Below are 19880 nucleotides of genomic sequence, written 5' to 3' on the forward strand. Positions count from 1 at the left end.
AACAATTAAGAGGTTATGTTATATGTTTTTATCAAAGTTTCTTGATCCTAAAAATGATTTTTGTTTTCGTAAAATCTTTGGTACGGAAAAGAACAAGGATATACTTGTGCATTTTTTAAACGATGTTCTTAAGTGTGAAGGAAATGAGCAAATAATTGAGGTGACGTTTTTACCAACTATCCAAGACCCTGATATTGCAATTTACAGAAAGTCTATTGTTGATGTGTTATGTAAAGATCAACATGGTAATCAATTTATAGTAGAGATGCAGGTAAGCAAGCATCCAGGATTTGAAAAAAGAGCTCAGTTTTATGCTGCTAAAGCATATTCTCAGCAGAGAATTGAGGAAGATGAGAAGCACAAGAAATTGGCAGTATACGCCAAATTAAAAGGAGTAATATTTTTAGCTATAGCTGATTTTGTGATGTTTGAAGATAAAAAACATTGGAAATCAGAACATCGTCTTTTAGATACAGAGAGCTATGCCCATGATTTAAAAGATTTTTACTTTGTTTTTTTAGAGCTTGAAAAATTTAAGAAAACTATAGATGAGCTAAAGACTATTGAAGAGAAGTGGATGTATTTTTTTAAGCATGCAGGAGATAGTAAATTAACATTAACAGAAATAGAACATTTAATAGGTAAAGATGAAATTATTAGAAGAGCCTTTGAGGCAGTAGACCAAGCTAGCTGGTCAGAGGCAGAACTTAACACCTATGAGCAAATGACCAAAGCTCGTCTTGATAATCTAGCGGTAGAGCTGCAGAAAATTGAAGATGCTGAGGCTAAAGGTGAAGCTAAAGGTAAAGCTGAAGGCAAAGCTGAGGGTAAAATTGAAGAAAAAATAGATACAGCAAAAGAAATGTTAATTGATAATGAGCCAATAGAAAAAATAGTTAAATATACAAAACTAACCATTGAAAAAATAAAACAGTTAAAAAAAGAAATAGAAAAGTCAAAAGAAGAGTAAGTCGATAAGCAAAGAAGTAACTGCTAATAATTATGAAACTAGCCCTACTACCTCTAGTAATGACTGGCTAGCTAAATAACCTTGAGGAAATATAGTTGAGCCCATAGGATTGGGTGATAAAGAACATAACGATTGTAAGTTGTCATTATTCCTAGCCGCAGCGGGAATCCAGATACCTGCTTTCGCAGGTATGACACAAAGTTTGTATCACCTAATTCAATAGACCTCCTTCGAAACTCTACTTCTGCTGGTGATTTGGACAATGATGCGGTACTCGAATCCGTAACGAAATTAGAGTACGCTGCGGTTCGAGGTGAAGCGTCTCCTTCAAATCCCTCAGCACAAGCGAGTTTCGAAAGAGGTCTATTATTGTTATAGTTCGGGGCTAAATAGCTAAGTAAAACTTAATTAACTTTTCTATAACAAAATTTAATAGTTTTTTCCTTATGATGAATGTGATTTAGTTCTTGTTCAAGATGTAGTTTTTCTGCTTGTTGTTTTGCCTTGTTGCAATAATTCAAGGCTGTTAAAAAGCGTGCAATAATGACCCGTTAAATGGATTAATGACGTACTACTTTCCCCACTTCTTAGGTGGGTCATTTTTCAACGCTTATTGACACACCGCAACCCTTATATCTTTATATAATCCTTCTACACTTATAGTGAACTCAGGTTAAGTAATTGATTTTAGCACCTCTGATAATTGCCATTTCTTCTAACTAGTTATAGGATTTTGTCAAAACTTCAGATTTTAGAATGTTATTGGCATCGTAGAAAATAATACTTGCAATCCAAATTTAAGTTAGTATAATCCCGACTAGAAGCAAAATAACCGTTACAAACGGTTATTTATTTTGTAAATAAAATCTATAAGGTTGTCTATGGCAAATAATTAGTTAATTAATAAGATTTTTATAAGAACAACGTAATAAATTTATGAAACAGGCGTGATTTATGACTAAAACAACATTGAAAGATATCCAAAATAGTGAAGTTTCTTTAAGTAAAACAATCCCTCAATATCCTAATGAAGTGAAGAAAGCAGCTATTATCTATGGAAACAAAGCTGCTAACTTAATGTATTTAAAAGAGAAATTACTTCCAGAATTCTTAATACAAGCTAATAATAATGACAGTTTTGGTATAAAAATTCAAATACCAGAATTTCTGAAATTTTCACATGATACAATATTTAATTATTTGAAATCTCATAACGTAGATATTGAACAAAACTGGTCAAAGTTTGTTGAATTTTTTAACAAACAGTCTAACAAGGAGACTATAGACGATAACGCTAAACAAACTCTACAGGATATTAAGGACAGTATTAAACAATGTTTCTCTGAAAACACTATAAATTTGGATGGATTAAATAGTTTTATATCAGATTTAGGACCAAACTCTTATGTAATGTTCAGAAGTACAGGGCGCGAAGATTCAGAGGAATTTGCAAACCCAGGTGGAAACATAAGCTCTATATCTAGCTCTGTTTTTAGTGAAATAAATCAACCTATTGCTGATGTAATAGCAGGTTATTTTGATGAAAAATCTCTATCACAGCGGTTAAAAGCTGGTGATGATATTACAAAATTGCCATTTGTACCTTTATTAGCCCAATTGATGATTCATGAAGAAGATGAATCTATTGTTGTTTCGGGAGTAGCGTATAGTGGTCGTAGTACTACTACAATTAATGCAGCTTTTGGTCATGGAGAATATGTTGTAAATAGCAAAGGTCCTTCACACAGTTTTTATATTACTGAAAACAATATGGTCTATCCAACAAAGAGTCCTCAAGATTATCGATTACAAGCCAAAATTAACAATGGAAAACTGTCTTTAGACACAATAATTAATACTAATAATACAAAATATGCTGATAGTTTACCTGCGCCAGTTTCATTATATTTGTACAAATTTGTACAGTTTGTCAAAGAAGAATATAGTGGTATGGAAGTGGATGTAGAATTTGTTTATGATCCTAAAGATAACAAAATATCTATAGTGCAAGTACGATCAAAACCTGATGGAGATCGCACCCTACAACAGCCCTCAGCATTAAGTCCAGAATTTCTAATAGAAATTGCTGAAGATGGTGGTAAAATACTAAAGGGTAGCACAATCACACAGGATATCAATAATTGTCAATTAATTAAAGAAGCTAAAGAAATTTTAGTTTTCAACAATATAAATGAGGCTTTAGATGCATATCTTTCTTCAGCTAATGAGGTTAAGGCTGTTATTATACGAAATGACGCTTCACCTAATTCTCATGAAGCAGGAGAATTTGCTTTCAAGGGAATACCAGTAATTAGAATTAAGGATCTCGCTAAGGTTAAGGAGCTAGTACAAGAGTTGAATGTAGGGAAGCAACTAGTTATAGATCCACAGCATAACTCTATTGTTCAATTACCAAGAGCATATGAAACACTTACATACAAGCATCTACAAGAGGACAAGATTATAGTACCTGGTATCTTTTCTTCTACTTTATCACCTCATGTAAGCCCATATTCGCATAAGTTTAAGCATGTTGACACTACTAATGATGATGTTATTAACACTGATAATAATAAACTAGGTGATCTAGTGGTAATGTCAAACAGCTCCGATGAGAGCCTTGCACAACAAGCTTCAACTAACTTATTTCAATTATTGAAGACATTAATTTTTAAAAATAACACTACAAAAAGTGCTGGTACATACGCAGAAATTCTTGAAAAGCTAGACTGTTTAAGTAACCCAACATCAGCAAATATTAACGAGGTTCAAGAAATATTTAATAGTGCTTATAAATTGAAGAACAAAGGATTGATCTCTCAAGAATTGTTTATACAGATATCACTATCCAGTGCTGAATTAATTATGTCTATTAATACATATAATAGCACCAAGAATGCAGAAACATCAAATATAGAACAACAAGAACTTATAACAAACTATTTAAACATTCATCAAAAATTCCAAGGGCTAATTATCACAACATTAGGTGATAATGATGTATTATCTAGTTCTTTGCTACAAGACTTAACCACAACTCACCATCAACGAGAAACTGCAAAAATTCTAGAAAGTGCAGGATTAAATTTATCTACTAATCAAAAAGCTTATTTTAACGAAGTAACTAAATTAGCAGAATTTTTTATAACCGATAATGATAAGAAGAATTGGCTAAAATTTTGTATAGATTTGGCTAAAGATAAAGAAGTTTTTTTACAAGCTCTTGGAACACTGGTAAAAGAAATAACAATCCTAGATATTCCTGGAGCATGGTGTAATACTGAATTTGTTGATAGTTATAAGGTAGAGACAAATTCTAGAAAGCTTTTAAAAAATCTAGGGTCAAAGTTAGCTCATATTGTTGAAAACAATACTAACAGTATAGAAAAAATTAATAGTTTGATCCAAGAAATGAAAGAAAAAGTCGTTGATTTCCGCGATCCAAGTAAATTTGAAGCTACATATAAACACTTTGAGTCTACAAGCGGAGAGATTGAAGAGCTATTGCCAGGATATGAGGATTCTAAGGATTCTATAATGAATCTTATACTTGCAAAACAAATGAATGATTTTGTGAATGTTTTAGACCTGAGCATAAAATCTATGTCAACATCCTCAATATATCAGGACAAGAAGCAACAAGCATCTAATTTTAAGCAAATGCTACATGACATGTTTGAGGTGGCAAAAACTTACAAATTGATCGTCAATACTAATTCAGATGATTTGAAATTGATTATGATGCATATAAGAAAAATGTTGCAAGGTTCAAAAGAATTCAACTCATCAGATCTCTCTCCCTCAAAGGAATTTAATGTTAATATAGCTATGATTAGTAGTGGGCCAGAGCTACAAAATGTATTAAAGTTATGCACAACCTTAGTAGATGTTTTTACCTTAGTTCATCAAGTATTAATAGACTTAAGCAGTAAAGCAACAAAATGGCATGATAATATAGATTCTCCAAATCTACTGAAACATATACATGAAGAACTATTGTCTATAAGTGACTTTGGCTATACTACTAAATTATATTATTCTAATATAGTTGGAAAAGAATATATAAATAATTACAATATTGTCTTAGATAATCATTCTGCCTCAGTATCAGTGGTATACAATATCGATACTAAAGCTACTACATTAAAATTTACTATAACAGGGATGAATGCTTTCAAGCAACGTTGGGATGAAATAGCATTGTTTAGTGCATTCAGTCTAGATGTACTTTCAAAAATAAAAATACTACAGTACCCAGAATCAGACAATGAATCATCTAAGTTTGAAGTATCATTACAAGATCAGAATGAAGTACAGTATGTTACTAAAATAATCACTGGTATATTAGAACGTTCTTTTGAAGGACGTAATGGAGTCTCTACAGAACATAATGAAAAAAGTATATTAATACATTATTTAAAGGAGCACACCCCACTACAAGATTTAGAAAAAATTAAAGCTCAAGAATATAGTAAGATAGAAAAATTCCAAAAGGAATATATAAAAAACCTATGGTGTAATATTTACAAATCAGAATTAGCCTATTGGCTTGAAGAACAAGGGTTAGGTCTAATAAATTACTTAACTTACAATTCTAAACTACTAGACGACAATCTCACAAGCCGGTTAGGATATCTTATAAAATACAGTCCAAGAAAATTTACACCAATAATACAACAAGCAATTAAAGAAATTTTAATCAACAATAATATTGTTAAAGATTGGAGTGAAGAATATATATATAATATGTCTGAAGTTCCGCCTGAACAATTAGTAGAATATATTAAAGAACGTCCAAATTCAATATACAGTGCTACTGTTAAAAAAGATTTAAAAGACTATATAACAAATAATCTTGAAAAAACAAATAATCTTGTAGTTTTGTTATCATTATGCCAAATACCTCAAATAAATAACGATAAGCAACTTGCGGATCATCTTCAAACTCTACTATTTAAAACCCAAGAACACAATATAGATGATTTGGTAAAGTATGCTATTGATCATCCATATTCCATACAGAGTCGTTATTTTTGTAATACTTTAATTAAACATTTAAAGAATAACCGAGAAGATATTCCTAAATGTGCAGCAGTATTTAAGTGTAATAAAGGTTCATCATGCGAGCTTGATGAGTTCAATAAAATATATATAAGTTATTTATCGCAAAAAGAAAATGGTTTGTTGGATTATATCAAACTATATCCGAAAGATTTAGAAAGCTATAACTTACGCTACTTGATTTTGCAAGAACTAGACAATAATTCGGTAGAATTAAGTACAGTAAAAAGACACTTGGATAATAATGAAAATATAAATCATCTTTTCAAGGAAGAGGTAAATAGCAAGTATAATAAAAACCAATTTCAAGAATTAAAAAACAGCGGGTTAGGACCTGAAGAGATTTTAATTAAATACCCAAAATTGTTAGCAGAACCGTACATTAATCCAATAGATTTTTGCAAGTTGCGATCATTATTAGAACGATCGTCTCTTGATACTCAAAAACAGTTTACTAGTCAAATATCAGTATTAACAATATCAGTATTAACAAAATTATTTGTTAGAAAAGCAGAACTAGATTTTTTTACATGGCTTACCTCTACTTTTATACTAGAACTAGAGGAAAAAGCTATTATAGAGCAGCGTTCTGATATTAATCATGAGGACTCTTACAATAACCTGGTGTTACCTTTATCAGGCGAAGAAAGTTTTCCCCTCACAGAACCATGGTAATTTAAAAGTCACAATTAATAACTGAGAAACTATACAAGATTAAATGAAACCAATATTATTTTTGTATAGAATAAAGAGCTTAAATGCTACAATCAAAAGTTGTCAGGTTACGATTGCTAAAAAGTGTGCAATAATGACCCGGTAAATGGATTAATGTGCGTTGAAAAATGACCCATCTAGCGGGTAATTTCTAAATGAAGATTAATCCATTATTATCAATCTATACTCCTATTATTAATAATAGGAGTATACTGCAAGTAAACCCAAAATAAATGGAGAATATATAATAGACCTCTTTTAAAACTGGTTAACGTAGTTCAAAATTATAAATGTCAGAGATCAAATTAAATCTAAGACCGAATCTTTTACGTCTATTTCGATATTTGTCAGCAATAATTTTGAACCGTTTTAGCATACCAATAACGTTTTCATTCACAACTCTTTCTCCTGCTAACCTACGATTATTCTTTTTATCATTTTTAGTTAAAGGATTTTTCTTGCTTTTTTTCTTTGGTAATTCAGTTCGTAGAAGCAGAAGAGTATATCTGAATAATATAGCTGAACAAGAACACCGCTTTATCAAGAAACGAGCTAAGCCAATGCTTGGTTTAAAATTTTTCGTTCTGCTGTGGTTACTATCACTGATATAGAAAATATTCGTATGATTCAAAAAAGACAAATTACTGGAGCTAATAATAACCTCAGCATCCGTAATGGAAGTCAATAAAAAAATAATAACTTAACATAAATTTTCATTCCAAGAAGAATTATTTTTGTTCCCTGGTCTGTGGCGTAGTATTGCTAGAACTAGCAAATGCTTTACACTCGTCAAGTAGTGTTTTAAGATTGACATTTATGTCTTCTAACTGAAAGGTAGCATGTAATATATGATGTTCTTTCTTAACTGTACTATTAGCTAGCTCTGTGCTCTTTTGATATAGAGCTACTATTTCATCTTGTGCTTTGATGTAGACGTTAGAAAAATTATTGCAAATAACCTTGATGTCACTATAGGTTGATCTGATTTGATTAAGCCATTTGACCGAGAGTAGTATTAATAATATCTGTCCAATGATTAGGCTAAATACTCCAATGACCAAGGCTAATATTTGGTAATTCATGTTCTACTTCCTTTATTTGCTAATGTTATGTTTGTCTGCATAGCCTGTTGTAAGCCTAGATAAGCTCGGCTGATTGATTGCTGCTATAAATATTTATTTTAATCCTTTAGTAAATCCTATTTATTACTTTACTTAATATTCGAAAAAATATTATTATAACTTACTAACGTGTTAATTACCACAGTATTTTTTACGGTATTGATATAAGTTGATTTTTTACATATTATTTATGTATAAAGTTATTTATCCGATAATAAAAAAAATGGTTTTGAGATATAAATTATGGAATTTCAAGTACAGGATTTATTAGGAAAATGCTCTATGTCACATGCAACTGTTAGGAGTGTAATTAAAAAGTCATTCTTCTTTTTTGTTATAGTTTGGTTTGTATTTGCTTATAGTAGTGGGACATTAGCAGCAGGAAAGAATAATAATATAAAAGAATACGGGATTGTTATATTACTAGAAGAAAAATGTGTAAGAATAGCTGAAAAACTAAATCAGGATATTGCAAAAATATTAAGTCATTTAACTAATGTTAAAAATTATTGGCATGTTACCTTAATATCACGGAGCATATGAAACAAAAGATATACAACAAATATATAACAAAATTAAAGGACTAAAACTCCAACCTTTTACCTTAAATTTTAGTAAAATTTACTCTACTGCAGATAGGTGGATAGACTTAGGGGCAGAAAAAACTAAATATCTTCAGGAATTACACGCATCAATCGTTCATTTAGCTAGCCCTTTCCACAAGCATCCGTTAGCTTGCTCTAAAGATGTTTATAAAGATATGTCAAATGTTCAACGTGAACAAGTCGATAATTATGGCGTTAGTGGAGTTTTGGAGTTATATAATCCTCATATGACGTTGTTTTACCAATACCCACCAAGGCTTGAATTACAGGATACTGCAAAGAGAGTAGCAGTTTCTTTCAAAGAAAATATGGTATGTAAAGCCTCCAAGATTATTATAGGAGAACTAGGATATAATGGTAATATTGAAAAAATAGTTTATAGTGTAGAGGTGTCCAACTAAGTATCCAGCTAATTATAACAACAAAATATTCGTGTAACAAATTATGTTGAAGCCTGTCCAAGATAAAAGCTCAGTACAAAATACATCAATCATTTGTACTAAACAAAACGATTTAAAATCTGAATTTGCTTCTATAGTAAATGTACCTGGCTTTGTTATCGCTAAAGACATCAATTCTAAGTATTCCGTTATTAGTAAAGATTATGCTCTACTACTGGGTTGGAAGAGTCCAGACCACTGCGTTGATTTAACAGATTTTGACATACCTTGTGAAGCCGTAAAAGCAGCTGAGCAATTTATAACCCTTGATCAGAAAGTTATCGATACTACTAAAGCGATATTAAGCTTATATATTTGCAATTATTCATCTGGCTGGAAAACCTTAATGAGTCATAAGATCCCCATACAACAAGAAGATGGGAAAATCACTGGAATATTTGGTCAAGTTATGGACATATCTAACACTAATATGTTTAATTGGTATCTAGCATTAAATCAATTTGATAAAAAATTTATAAATTCGCAGGATAAACCTATAATTTATATTTTAAATCAGGAGCATTCTCCTCTTCCTTTAAGCAAAAAACAACAAGAATGTGTATTCTTATTGTTACGTGGTAAATCCATGAAAGAAATCGCCACTATATTAAACCTGTCAGTACGTACTGTGGAATCATACTTTGCGATAATCAAATTAAAGTTAGGGTGCAGTAATAAATCTCAACTTATAGAAAAAGCAATTAATAGTGGTTTCTTACATTACATTCCAAATAGTATTATTCCTGTGTCTACAAAATAGGTTTTTATGAAAAAAATTGTTTTGACCTGTATGATTGGCAATGCATTGGAATGGTATGATTTTATTTTATATGCTCAGTTTGCTTATATACTCAAACAAAAATTTTTGCCAGATAGCTCTATTAGTGAAATACTGACTTTTGCAATATTTGCAGCTGGGTTTGTGGTAAGACCTCTTGGAGGAATTATTTTTGGTAATATTGGTGACAAATTTGGGAGACGTATTTCCTTGGTTATAGGTATTTTGACAATGGTAGTTCCTACTACCATAATAGGATTACTACCCAGTTATAATTCAATTGGTTTAGTTGCTCCAATAATTTTAACTCTAGTACGATTAGTTCAGGGATTTTCATTAGGTGGGGAATTTAGTGGTTGCGTTATTTACCTTACAGAACATGCACCAGCAAATAACAGGGGTATAATTGGAAGTATTGTATATATTAGTCAATGCTTAGGGATGTTGTTAGGGATAATAATTGCTTATTTACTCAGTTCCTTGTTATCAAAAGAAGATTTATGGTCTTTTGGGTGGCGATTACCTTTTATTAGTAGTTTTTTTGTTGGTATGATAGGAATGTACATAAGAAATAGCATATCAGAAACCCCAATATATGCCAAGGTAAGAGATTGTGGACTAGTCTTACAATACCCTTTGCGAGAACTACTATTAAACTATAAGAAAAAACTTTGGTTAGCAATAGGTCTTTATATTAATGTTACAGCACCTTTCTATGCTGCAACTATTTTCATTCCAAACTACATGTTAACCCTTGGATATAGCCAAGCTGAATGCTCAACATTAGGAAGCTTAACTTTAGTTACCATGATCATTACTTTTCCTATTACTGCCTACATCTCAGATAAGATAGGACGCAAACCTGTAATTCTTTTCAGTTGCCTAGCACTTATAATACTCACCTACCCAATTTTTCTCATGATAAATACTAAATCTTATTATCTTGCAACTACAGCACAAATTTTATTTGCTGTAATAGTAGCATTTCATATGGGTGCAATACCAACGATTCTAGTAGAACTATTTCCAACTAGTGTTCGTTTTACAGGAGTAGCACTATCATGCAACATAAGTGCAGCAATATTTGGAGGGACAGTCCCTATGATTGGTGCTTGGATATATCAGGTTACAGGAGATAGATTAGCGATGTCTTATTATTTAACCTTCCTAGCTATTTTAGCTATTTTTATAATATTTTTTTACAAAGAAACATATAAAAATATAATATAAGTTTTAACGACACCGTCAAATTAACTGAAAAACGCCTAATTTTAACAAAATTTTCGGTCTGTAAGCAGCATAGTATCGTTTACAAAATACTCATTTTTTGTTAAACTCAAGTTAACTTGACGGTGGGTTCTGATACTGTATTAAGAGTCAAGGATTAAAATAGGATTAAAGATAGAATTATTTTTAATTACTCCAAAGACAATATGTAATAATTTACACATAATAGCAACAATAATAACCTTAGTAGGTTTACCCTTACTAGATAGCTTTTGGGTAAATTGTTTAAATATAGGGTTGTAATTTTTATGGGTCGGAGTGATGACAATAACAGAGCAAGTAAATGTTTTAGAGAACATGAGTGGCAAGCTATATATATGTATCACAAATTAGAAATACCAAAAATTGAACCTAGTATAAAAGAGGTAGTTTTATTAATTGCTAGACTTAGTGGATACAAATATACAAAACACTCTTCTCTTCCAGGTATAAAAACTATGTGGACAGCTTTGAAAATTTTTTATCCAATCACACAAATGTTTTATTTGATGTCAACTAAAACTTAGGGCTAATTGTTAGTGTTGGATGGTGCACCATCTGGCTACTAGGCAGTTGTAGCTGAGGATTTGTGAGTAATTTTGTAAAAAATTATCCATAAATTCTTAGCCAAACAAATATTTTATGTTAAACAACTATTAGTCATAATATATGATTATAAATCATATTATTGATAACAAGTTTTTAGCATACCCAAAGATAAAATATGAAATTACATAAAATTTGTTGTTTTATTGTTTTAACTCTTGTTACTGCACAAATTAATTCTGCAAATGTTTTAATTTGTGCTGGATGCCAATCCAAAAATATGTATAATATTTCATATAGTGGGAGTATTCATTATCTCTCCGGTTATTTTTTCTCAGTGGATATTAATGATTCTCAGTCACTTATTCAACATGATTTCTTCAATCTTTTCCACAAAATTGTGGAATACTATGAAGTTATTTATAATCAATAAACAAAAATCATTGTAATACAGGAACAGTTATTATGTTAAATAATATTAATTATCAATCTTCTAACCATGAACAAGCAATAAAAAAAAGTATATTAATCCATGGAGGGTTTAAAAAACTTACAGAAGCGGATTTTTATCCAGAACATGAAAAACGTACAGCAACACATGAATATATTAAAGTACGTGATAAAATAATAATAGAAGAAAATGCTCATTGTGTTATTTGTGGTACTAATAATGAAGTTTTATCTAATCTTGATACAAAACAAGATTCAAAACTAAATCCCTTTCAAGCTAGACAAATGGAATTGCATCATTTTCATATTGAATGGGCTTTGGCTAATGCAATAGATGTAAATAAATTTAATAATTTTTTTAGGTCTCATCTTGCTCGCTTACATCCAGAATCTCAACTGTATAAGGCATTTATGGATAGTGAAGCTATTTTAGCTTGGATAGATCATCATCAGGATAATATGATGCCATTATGTGATGTGCATCATCGTCATTTATATTATGGAATTCATGCTGTTTCGTATCCTGATTGGAATGCATCTAATTTATATACAGATGATTTTATCAATAGTATACATGAAGAAACAAATATGAAAAAGTAAGTTTTTATACAACCTACGATTGGCATCGTCATAGTTAACTAAATAAATCTTTAAAAAGCCTCTATCCTCAAATTTTAGGCGGCAAGAAGCCTGTGAGTAGGCTATCGGTGACGGTTGTATAGATTTTGTGGGAACTCATTCCCTTTTCATTAGACTTCTTTCGAAACTCTACTTCTGCTGGTGATTTGTACGCCGATGCGGTACTCGAATCCGTAACAGAATTAGAGTACGCTGCGGTTCGAGGTGAAGCGTCTCCTTCAAATCCCTCAGCACAAGCGAGTTTCGAAAGAGGTCTATTTTTGTAGTTGTCACTTTATCGTTTAAAGGAGTACCAATGCCGAATTGGTATAACTTGCCACATGAGATTTAGCTGATTCAATATGAGCTATAATATTATCAAGGAGTTTCTTTGACAACTTGCTTTCTAGTATAGTATTGTTTTTTATAATTTGATTTGTATCTATCATTGTGCGTCCTAGTATTTAGTTCTCATAATGATTGGAGGCGGAACTTTTGTTGTCAAAAAATAGTAAAAGTTAGAACTTTATAGGAAATATAATAGCATCAAAACGATAAAGTGACAACTACAATACAAGAATGAAAAGAGAACGAGTTTCTACAAAATCTATCCAACCATTACCGATAGCCCTATTGAGTATATTTTAATTCACGATATATTGTAAACCGCCCCATTTGTAATTGTTTTGCAGCGTTAGTAGGGGATATTCCGGTTTTAATTAATCTTAATGCTGCATCAAGTTTTTCTTTATCTAAGTTAGGACGCCCGGGAGTTTTACCTTTTAAACGTGCAGCATTGATTCCTTCCTTAGTGCGTTCTGAAATTAGTCGTCTCAAAATGGGCAATAGCACCGAATACATGGAATACAAGTTCTCCAGCAGCAGAAGAGGTATCAATCTTTTCTTCAAGAGACATCAAACCAATCTTATTTTTCTTAAGATACTCTACTGTTTCAAGCAATTCTTTTAAACTGCCATTATGAATTCAATATCAAGGTCAACTTTTTGCCATATCTTATCACAAGTAAGTATAGGGTAATTTTTAAACATTGCTAAAGCAATACACCCCCTATCTCCTAAGGATAGACCATACTGTTTTGTCTTTTTGATTATTTTTGCGGTTATTAATGCTTGTTCTTCGCAAAAATCTATAATTTTGATACCGGAAAGCTTTATCAGGTCTCTACAGTCGTCTTCTGTTAAATTTTGTACTTCAATACAGTACTTGTATACTTCCGCAATATTTACACTTGAGATTATTGCATATTTCATATGCTGCCTTATGGATTCATATCCAAGTTCTTTTGCAAATAGCATTATAAGAGCAGAAGAATCAAACACTATTTTTAACGACCATTTTTTAGGAGACCATTCAAAATCAGGGGCAAAGCTAAATTTTGCTAAAAATATGCCTAGCTTTTTATAAAAATATATTATAAAATGAACCTATAACACCTGAAACATATTTTATCGTATTTGATGTAACTGATAAATTGCTTTTATATGTCTGACAATACTAAGATTTACCAATTTAAAGTACATCTTAAAGATATAACGCCAATGATTTGGCGTAGTTTTCTAATTCAAATTTAGTTTTGCCCCTGATTTTGAATGGTCTCTAAGGAATGAGGATATAGAAAGATATGTATAAAAAATTGAAGCGTCTTATTAGTGGAGAAAAAAAACCATCTCTAAGAGAACAGTTGTTAAATGCAATTCAGGCAGAAGATAAAACACAATGTATAGAAATTGTTAGTAACAACGAACAAAATCTAGAAAATTTAGATTTGTCAAAATGTCAACTAGCTTTACTTAAGAATCTAACTGACAACCAAAATCAAGAGAGTCACATATTTTCTGATTTCAAACAATCATTTGTAGATAGATTATCTGTAGAGCATATACCATCAACATTTTCAAGACAGATAAGCACCCCTTCTAGAGGATCTGTTGTACCAAAGAAATTTGTTACCCAAAAAAGTGTACCTTCTAGTATTCCTATTGTAGATACATCACTGTCAGAGCTGGTAAGTATAAGCTCTAGAGCATCTTCTGTGCAAGAACCATCTTTAAATCATGACTTTATAGATTCTATAATATTGTATAAACTTATACAAAAGAATGATACTCATGCACTAAATGTATGTTTAGGACGTAATATTGATCATAATATTGTAAGGAGTATATTAGATACAACAATAAAGCAAGGTAATGTAGAAATAGTAGAATTATTATTAGGGTACTACATTGATGTTAATGCTAAAAATTCTTCAGGTAACACTCTATTACATGTAGCAACACAGAATAACCAAAAGTCAATAGTAAAGTTATTATTAAATATTGGTGCTGATGTTAACGCTAAAAGAACTTCTGGGGAGACTTCATTACATATAGCAGTAAAATCAAATAGTAATGAAATAGTAGAGTTATTATTAAATGGTGGTGCTGATGTTAATATTGCGTTCTTACACAATTCTCTCTTGTATACAGCAATATCTAATAATTTTACTGAGATAGTAAAATTATTATTAACAAAATTGCAAACAGTAACTAAAAAAGAATTATTTAAAGCAGTAAAAAATGATAATACTCAAATAGTACAATTGTTATTACCCAAGATTACTAATCTTGATGTTGATGCTATAGATTATAGTGGACGAACTGAATTACACATAGCATCATCTGATGGTAATGTTAACCTGGTTAAGTTTCTGTTACAACACCAAGCTAACCCTAATACTAAAGATCACAGGCAAAAAACACCGTTGGAATCAGCAATATATCATGGTCATTTAAATATAGTGAAGTTGTTGTTTGATTACAAAGCTCATGATGACCTCACACATTTATTAGTTACAGCAGTAGTGAATGATCACAATGAGATTGTAAAATTTTTGTTAGAAGAAAAAAATGCTAACCCAAGAAATGCAGAGTGCAACGCAACGCCCTTATTACATGTTATGATAACAAAGGGTAAGATTGATATTGTAAAGATGCTAATAAAACATGGTGATAATGTTAATGTTGCATATCATAATGAATATCCAATAGATGTTGCAATAAGAGAAGAACAATATCAAATACTGGAGTACTTGTTAGAACATAAGGATAAGATGGATGGATATTTTTATGCGGTTGACTTTTCTGCTCTCTTATTATCTAAGGCAATACATAATGACTGTCCTAAATTATTAGATATTTTATTGGAGAAACAGCACCAAGAGGTTAATTCTTTATGCAAATATGAAGGTGGTCCATTTAATTATTCCTCTTCTCTGATACATATAGCTGTGTACTATGGAAATTTAGTACAACATCTATTAAACAAAGGAGCTAATATTGATTTAGTAGACAAAAATGGCAATACTGCGTCACACATTGCAGTAATGAGAGATAATATTGAGATATTTAAGATTTTGCTAAACAAAGGAGCTAATATTGATATAAAAAACAATAATAATATATCTGTTCTAGATTTAGTTAATAGTAGTAACAATCAAAATTTTGTTGATTATAGACAAGCACTTGACGAACTATCTGCATGTGTTATTCCTATTATAGTTGATGAAACACTGTCATTAAATACTTCACATAGAAATATTTTGCAACAATATCAAGAGGTGAGAGAAAATTTATTATTTATACATTATATAAAACAAGGACTAAAAGCTAGTGAAATTGATAATACAAGTGATATTAATAATTTATTGGTAAAACTAAATAATCGTATTAGTGATTCTTATTTTCAGATTACTAAAGTAGTACAGACAAAATGTGTTTTTGAAGAAGGATTCGAGATGCCTACGGATGTACTAGTTAAGGTTTGTAGATATTTAAAATTAACTGATATAATTAAGGATACAAAGGCTGTTTGTACAAGTGATGTAAGTAACTTAGGAGCATGCTCAGACTTGATATTATTTGATTCGTGAAAATTGAAGTTATAAGCACCAAACAAACTGCTGTGCATTTGTAATAACATAAACTTTAAAAATTGGCAAAACCAAACTTCTATCTGTAGAAAATCTGGCATTAGAGGTTCTACTTTGTATGATACTTTAAATCGCTTAGATTTTTTAAATAGTAAATCCTAATAGTCTAGTTGTTTTATGGACATTTTAAGTCAAAAACCTTTGCTCATGCTTGCAAAGAAATTAACGCTAACTATGACATAGTTTAAGATTTGAAGAAATTAAAAAAGGGCGTAAAGTTGTTGCTATTAGGTTTTCTTTTAAACCAGTAGTGACTAATAAGATCACTAACCGGAAAACTGGTATTACTAGGAATATTTACAAAAAACCAACAAAACTTCAATCGGAAAAAAAGGAAAGAGAAATGGGATTATCAAAACTTTCTGATATTTTTGAAAGTTAGTTTTCTTTTGATAATATGAAATGTGTGATTTATAGACCTTGTTACAACAAAGATGTAAGATAAAATAGTATCTAATTATTAAAAAACTTGATTACTACAGCTTGTTATAATAGGAGTTAAGTTAGGGACTTACAAGGTCATTTGTAATGGATGCTAAGATTAAGTTGCGTTTGAGTTGGATTAAGTTATATAAACAGTTAGAGCATGCAGGAAAGGTATGCGAACATTATGGTATTTCACGCTTTACATTACGCAAGTGGTACAAACGCTATGAAGTATTAGGTAAAAATGGTTTGTGTGATATTAGTAGTAAGCCCAAAAACTTTCCTTTTCAAAAAAGAAGTGAAGTTGATGAAAATCTTATACTAGACCTCTTTCGAAACTCGCTTGTGCGCAAGGGTGTGAAGGAGACGCTTCACCTCGAACCACAGCGTATACTGCTCGTAAATGAAGAGTTGGTAGACGATAGTATAACTTCAAGAAGAGCTAGGCAGTAGCAAAGTCGAGCTGCTAGGCGTACATTAGTACGTGAGCAGCGGATATCTTTAGACACGACGACGCCAATTCTTGAAGTTCACCGAGTATACTCTAATTCCGTTACGGGTTCGAGTACCGCATCATTGTCCAAATCACCAGCAGAAGTAGAGTTTCGAAAGAAGTCTATTCTTAGTAGGTATAATTGCCTATATACTTATTCAATAAATAACTTTCTATCAATTGACAAGCTTATTTTTATTTGTTAGCATCAAAGACTCCATAACATTATTTTAGAAATAAATTCACGACAACTTAACTAGAATATCAAATATGCAATTTCAAGATACTAACGATTTACATAAAATAGCCGATATTATTAGTACTAAGCTAAGTGAACATGATATAGCAGCAACAACATATTATAGATTAAAAGACCCTTGTTCTGCCTTAAATAAGATGATACTAAAGACTAACGAATTAACGGATCTAGTTGCTTTTAGATTTATAGTTGATAAGCTAGAATATTGTTATAAAGTGTTAGATATTATCTGTGGCATCTATTCTGTTAAAACAACAGAGAAAAAGAATTATATTGATTATCCTAAAGATAATGGTTATCGTTCCTTGCATATTGTTACGAGTGTCGGCAACCCTAGACGTGATGTGGAAATGCAGGTACGAACCAATGAGATGCATGATATAGCAGAATTTGGTACAGCAAATCACAATGAATATAAAAAGATACAGGCAGCAAAGATAAGAGAGTTACTGCCTAGTGGCATGTTGAATGTGGCTGCTATTAATACTGGGCTAAATAAAGCGTACGACATCTTTACCAATTTTAATTGGACTATACAAGAACTTATTGATTATGAGCAAACAATTATAAACCTTTATCGTATTTATCAAGACAACTTGCGTAAAGTATGAAGTGCATAGTGTTATTGAGTAGCTAAAATATGTGGTTAACGCGAATTTTGGATAAGAGTTTGTCAATTCTTATCCAAAATTGGGGTATATAGCTAAAATATTTTCGGGTTAGCTATAGCTTCAAACCATGTTTGGCTAGTAAAGATGAAAGCTCTAGTTTTAGACTATTTAGTTTTTCCAAACTATCTGATTCATATTTAGCAATAATTTTAGCTTCAGTATTTGAAGCTCTTAGTAACCACCATGCATATCCTTGAGATTCATTGGGCATATTATGTGAGTCAACCCTTATACCATCAATATCGTTAAAAGTGATATTTCTACTGTTTAAATCCTCTTTTATTTGCTGAATAATATCAAATTTAAGGTTATCTGATACAGAAATCTTAATTTCAGGGGTACTATAACATTTAGGTAACTCATCTATCATATCGTCCAAAGTTTTTTTTGACCTTGATAGTAAATCAACAAACCGTAGGGCAGCATAAATTGCATCATCATATCCATAATATTTATCAGCAAAAAATATATGACCACTAGTTTCACCGCCAAGTAACGCCTTAGTTTTTTGCATCTTATCTTTGATAAAGGAATGACCTGTTTTCCACATTATCACATTTCCACCATAGGACTTAATTTGATTAAATATACTGCTACTTGATTTGATATCCATTATAATAGTTGCATTTGGATTTTGCTCAATTACATCTTTTGCCAATATACCAAGGATTTGGTCGCCTAAAATTATTCGTCCTTTCTTACTTACAATGCCTATACGATCTCCATCCCCATCGAATGCAATACCAATATCGCAATCCTCAGTCTTAACTATCTCTATTAGTTGTTCTAGATTCTTGGGAATAGTTGGATCTGGGTGGTGATTAGGAAAATTACCATCAATTTCTGAATTTATAACGATATTTTTGTTGGGTAATCTTAATGCTAATAAGTCAATAATATTTCCAGCCGCACCATTGGCAGAATCCCATGCGACTTTTATTTGAGGATATATAGTTATTCCTTGCAAAATCCTATCTAGATATTTATCGGTAACATTTAAATTGCGTATATTACTTAGTGCTAGAAAATTTTTTGGTATAATAAGATTGGTGGACCAATCTTGACTTAGAATATTATTCAGTAAATCTTGTATTTGTTGGTCAAAAAAAGACTTTCCTTGTGATAACAACTTAAAGCCATTATCATCTTTGTGGTTATGGGATCCTGTTATCATTATGCTAGCTTGTGGCTTAAATATTTTATCAGCAAAATATAAAACAGGGGAGGGTACAATACCTATTGAGGTAACCTTCCCCTTAGCTGAAATAATGCCATTAACCAACGCATGGTAAAGGGCAGGGGAGCTTAATCTACCATCACGTCCTATAAATATTTCATTTCCTTGCTTTGATATATGCATTTTGGTAAAACAAAAGCCAATTTTATAAGCAATAGTTGGATTAATATCTATTAGACTGCTGCCACGAATGTCGTACAATCTAAAAATTGTTCTATTTATTTCCATTGTCA

At 31.1% G+C, this 19880-nt stretch carries 18 protein-coding genes and 2 pseudogenes; 13 read left to right on the plus strand and 7 right to left on the minus strand.

Translation table 11 applies throughout. The features are described from left to right. Positions 1 to 22 precede the first annotated feature (22 nt). Positions 23 to 970, plus strand: coding sequence for an Rpn family recombination-promoting nuclease/putative transposase (locus tag AAGD36_RS01790; RefSeq protein ID WP_341755688.1), 948 nt, complete (start codon positions 23 to 25; stop codon positions 968 to 970). 954 nt (positions 971 to 1924) lie between these two features. Continuing rightward, positions 1925 to 6706 carry a PEP/pyruvate-binding domain-containing protein gene (locus AAGD36_RS01800; protein WP_341755689.1) on the plus strand — a complete coding sequence of 1594 codons (4782 nt, stop codon included), beginning with the start codon at positions 1925 to 1927 and terminating at the stop codon, positions 6704 to 6706. A gap of 307 nt (positions 6707 to 7013) precedes the next feature. Here AAGD36_RS01800 and AAGD36_RS01805 read toward each other — a convergent pair. Further along, a pseudogene (locus AAGD36_RS01805) lies at positions 7014 to 7223 on the minus strand (transposase family protein); the annotation flags it as partial. 25 nt (positions 7224 to 7248) lie between these two features. On the opposite strand from AAGD36_RS01805, the pseudogene AAGD36_RS01810 reads away from it, so the two are divergent. After that, positions 7249 to 7433 (plus strand): annotated as a pseudogene (locus AAGD36_RS01810) (DDE-type integrase/transposase/recombinase); the annotation flags it as partial. 40 nt (positions 7434 to 7473) lie between these two features. Here AAGD36_RS01810 and AAGD36_RS01815 read toward each other — a convergent pair. Next, positions 7474 to 7827 carry a hypothetical protein gene (locus tag AAGD36_RS01815; RefSeq protein WP_341755690.1) on the minus strand — a complete coding sequence of 118 codons (354 nt, stop codon included), beginning with the start codon at positions 7825 to 7827 and terminating at the stop codon, positions 7474 to 7476. A gap of 282 nt (positions 7828 to 8109) precedes the next feature. On the opposite strand from AAGD36_RS01815, the gene AAGD36_RS01820 reads away from it, so the two are divergent. From AAGD36_RS01820 to AAGD36_RS01845, 6 genes are all read left to right on the plus strand, one after another. After that, on the plus strand, positions 8110 to 8409 hold the full coding sequence (locus AAGD36_RS01820) for a hypothetical protein (protein WP_341755691.1): 300 nt from the start codon (positions 8110 to 8112) through the stop codon (positions 8407 to 8409). A gap of 217 nt (positions 8410 to 8626) precedes the next feature. Further along, complete coding sequence (locus AAGD36_RS01825; RefSeq protein WP_341755692.1) at positions 8627 to 8872, plus strand: hypothetical protein; 246 nt, start codon at positions 8627 to 8629, stop codon at positions 8870 to 8872. A gap of 43 nt (positions 8873 to 8915) precedes the next feature. Further along, positions 8916 to 9671 (plus strand): LuxR C-terminal-related transcriptional regulator, encoded by a 756-nt coding sequence (locus AAGD36_RS01830; RefSeq protein ID WP_341755693.1) that lies wholly within the window; start codon positions 8916 to 8918, stop codon positions 9669 to 9671. 6 nt (positions 9672 to 9677) lie between these two features. Next, complete coding sequence (locus tag AAGD36_RS01835) at positions 9678 to 10919, plus strand: MFS transporter (protein WP_341755694.1); 1242 nt, start codon at positions 9678 to 9680, stop codon at positions 10917 to 10919. Between the two features lie 305 nt (positions 10920 to 11224). Further along, complete coding sequence (locus AAGD36_RS01840) at positions 11225 to 11482, plus strand: IS4 family transposase (RefSeq protein WP_341755695.1); 258 nt, start codon at positions 11225 to 11227, stop codon at positions 11480 to 11482. 484 nt (positions 11483 to 11966) lie between these two features. Beyond that, positions 11967 to 12551, plus strand: a complete 585-nt coding sequence (locus AAGD36_RS01845) for a hypothetical protein (protein WP_341755696.1) — start codon at positions 11967 to 11969, stop codon at positions 12549 to 12551. A 320-nt stretch (positions 12552 to 12871) separates the two neighbouring features. On the opposite strand, the gene AAGD36_RS01855 is transcribed toward AAGD36_RS01845, so the two are convergent. The 4 genes from AAGD36_RS01855 to AAGD36_RS01870 form a co-directional block, all read right to left on the minus strand. Further along, complete coding sequence (locus AAGD36_RS01855; protein WP_341747759.1) at positions 12872 to 13018, minus strand: hypothetical protein; 147 nt, start codon at positions 13016 to 13018, stop codon at positions 12872 to 12874. A 181-nt stretch (positions 13019 to 13199) separates the two neighbouring features. Continuing rightward, positions 13200 to 13406, minus strand: a complete 207-nt coding sequence (locus AAGD36_RS01860; protein ID WP_341755697.1) for a helix-turn-helix domain-containing protein — start codon at positions 13404 to 13406, stop codon at positions 13200 to 13202. Beyond that, positions 13378 to 13530, minus strand: coding sequence for a recombinase family protein (locus tag AAGD36_RS01865; protein ID WP_341755698.1), 153 nt, complete (start codon positions 13528 to 13530; stop codon positions 13378 to 13380). The genes AAGD36_RS01860 and AAGD36_RS01865 overlap by 29 nt, the downstream gene beginning before the upstream one ends. 5 nt (positions 13531 to 13535) lie before the next feature. Next, complete coding sequence (locus AAGD36_RS01870) at positions 13536 to 13910, minus strand: type II toxin-antitoxin system VapC family toxin (protein ID WP_341755699.1); 375 nt, start codon at positions 13908 to 13910, stop codon at positions 13536 to 13538. A gap of 302 nt (positions 13911 to 14212) precedes the next feature. Between AAGD36_RS01870 and AAGD36_RS01875 the strand changes: the two genes are divergently transcribed. From AAGD36_RS01875 to AAGD36_RS01890, 4 genes are all read left to right on the plus strand, one after another. Beyond that, complete coding sequence (locus tag AAGD36_RS01875) at positions 14213 to 16501, plus strand: ankyrin repeat domain-containing protein (protein WP_341755700.1); 2289 nt, start codon at positions 14213 to 14215, stop codon at positions 16499 to 16501. Between the two features lie 310 nt (positions 16502 to 16811). Continuing rightward, a complete protein-coding gene (locus AAGD36_RS01880) occupies positions 16812 to 16943 on the plus strand; it encodes a hypothetical protein (protein ID WP_341747766.1) in 132 nt (43 codons plus the stop codon). 146 nt (positions 16944 to 17089) lie between these two features. Continuing rightward, positions 17090 to 17440: a helix-turn-helix domain-containing protein gene (locus AAGD36_RS01885; RefSeq protein WP_341755701.1), complete on the plus strand. Its 351-nt coding sequence runs from the start codon at positions 17090 to 17092 to the stop codon at positions 17438 to 17440. Between the two features lie 310 nt (positions 17441 to 17750). Continuing rightward, positions 17751 to 18350, plus strand: coding sequence for a RelA/SpoT domain-containing protein (locus AAGD36_RS01890; protein WP_341755702.1), 600 nt, complete (start codon positions 17751 to 17753; stop codon positions 18348 to 18350). Between the two features lie 112 nt (positions 18351 to 18462). Here AAGD36_RS01890 and AAGD36_RS01895 read toward each other — a convergent pair whose 3' ends face one another. Then, positions 18463 to 19875, minus strand: a complete 1413-nt coding sequence (locus tag AAGD36_RS01895; protein ID WP_341755703.1) for a phosphomannomutase/phosphoglucomutase — start codon at positions 19873 to 19875, stop codon at positions 18463 to 18465. Positions 19876 to 19880: the final 5 nt, after the last annotated feature.

This window comes from Candidatus Tisiphia endosymbiont of Ptychoptera albimana (genome assembly GCF_964026605.1).
GTDB lineage: Bacteria > Pseudomonadota > Alphaproteobacteria > Rickettsiales > Rickettsiaceae > Tisiphia.

Bases quoted from the DNA above. Each gene is read 5' to 3' on its own strand.
- AAGD36_RS01825 (WP_341755692.1), top strand. From the start codon at position 8,627: ATGTCAAATGTTCAACGTGAACAAGTCGATAATTATGGCGTTAGTGGA.
- AAGD36_RS01830 (WP_341755693.1), top strand. From the start codon at position 8,916: ATGTTGAAGCCTGTCCAAGATAAAAGCTCAGTACAAAATACATCAATC.
- AAGD36_RS01790 (WP_341755688.1), top strand. From the start codon at position 23: ATGTTTTTATCAAAGTTTCTTGATCCTAAAAATGATTTTTGTTTTCGT.
- AAGD36_RS01855 (WP_341747759.1), bottom strand. From the start codon at position 13,018: ATGATAGATACAAATCAAATTATAAAAAACAATACTATACTAGAAAGC.
- AAGD36_RS01890 (WP_341755702.1), top strand. From the start codon at position 17,751: ATGCAATTTCAAGATACTAACGATTTACATAAAATAGCCGATATTATT.
- AAGD36_RS01820 (WP_341755691.1), top strand. From the start codon at position 8,110: ATGGAATTTCAAGTACAGGATTTATTAGGAAAATGCTCTATGTCACAT.
- AAGD36_RS01835 (WP_341755694.1), top strand. From the start codon at position 9,678: ATGAAAAAAATTGTTTTGACCTGTATGATTGGCAATGCATTGGAATGG.
- AAGD36_RS01840 (WP_341755695.1), top strand. From the start codon at position 11,225: ATGGGTCGGAGTGATGACAATAACAGAGCAAGTAAATGTTTTAGAGAA.
- AAGD36_RS01800 (WP_341755689.1), top strand. From the start codon at position 1,925: ATGACTAAAACAACATTGAAAGATATCCAAAATAGTGAAGTTTCTTTA.
- AAGD36_RS01845 (WP_341755696.1), top strand. From the start codon at position 11,967: ATGTTAAATAATATTAATTATCAATCTTCTAACCATGAACAAGCAATA.
- AAGD36_RS01815 (WP_341755690.1), bottom strand. From the start codon at position 7,827: ATGAATTACCAAATATTAGCCTTGGTCATTGGAGTATTTAGCCTAATC.
- AAGD36_RS01895 (WP_341755703.1), bottom strand. From the start codon at position 19,875: ATGGAAATAAATAGAACAATTTTTAGATTGTACGACATTCGTGGCAGC.
- AAGD36_RS01875 (WP_341755700.1), top strand. From the start codon at position 14,213: ATGTATAAAAAATTGAAGCGTCTTATTAGTGGAGAAAAAAAACCATCT.
- AAGD36_RS01885 (WP_341755701.1), top strand. From the start codon at position 17,090: ATGGATGCTAAGATTAAGTTGCGTTTGAGTTGGATTAAGTTATATAAA.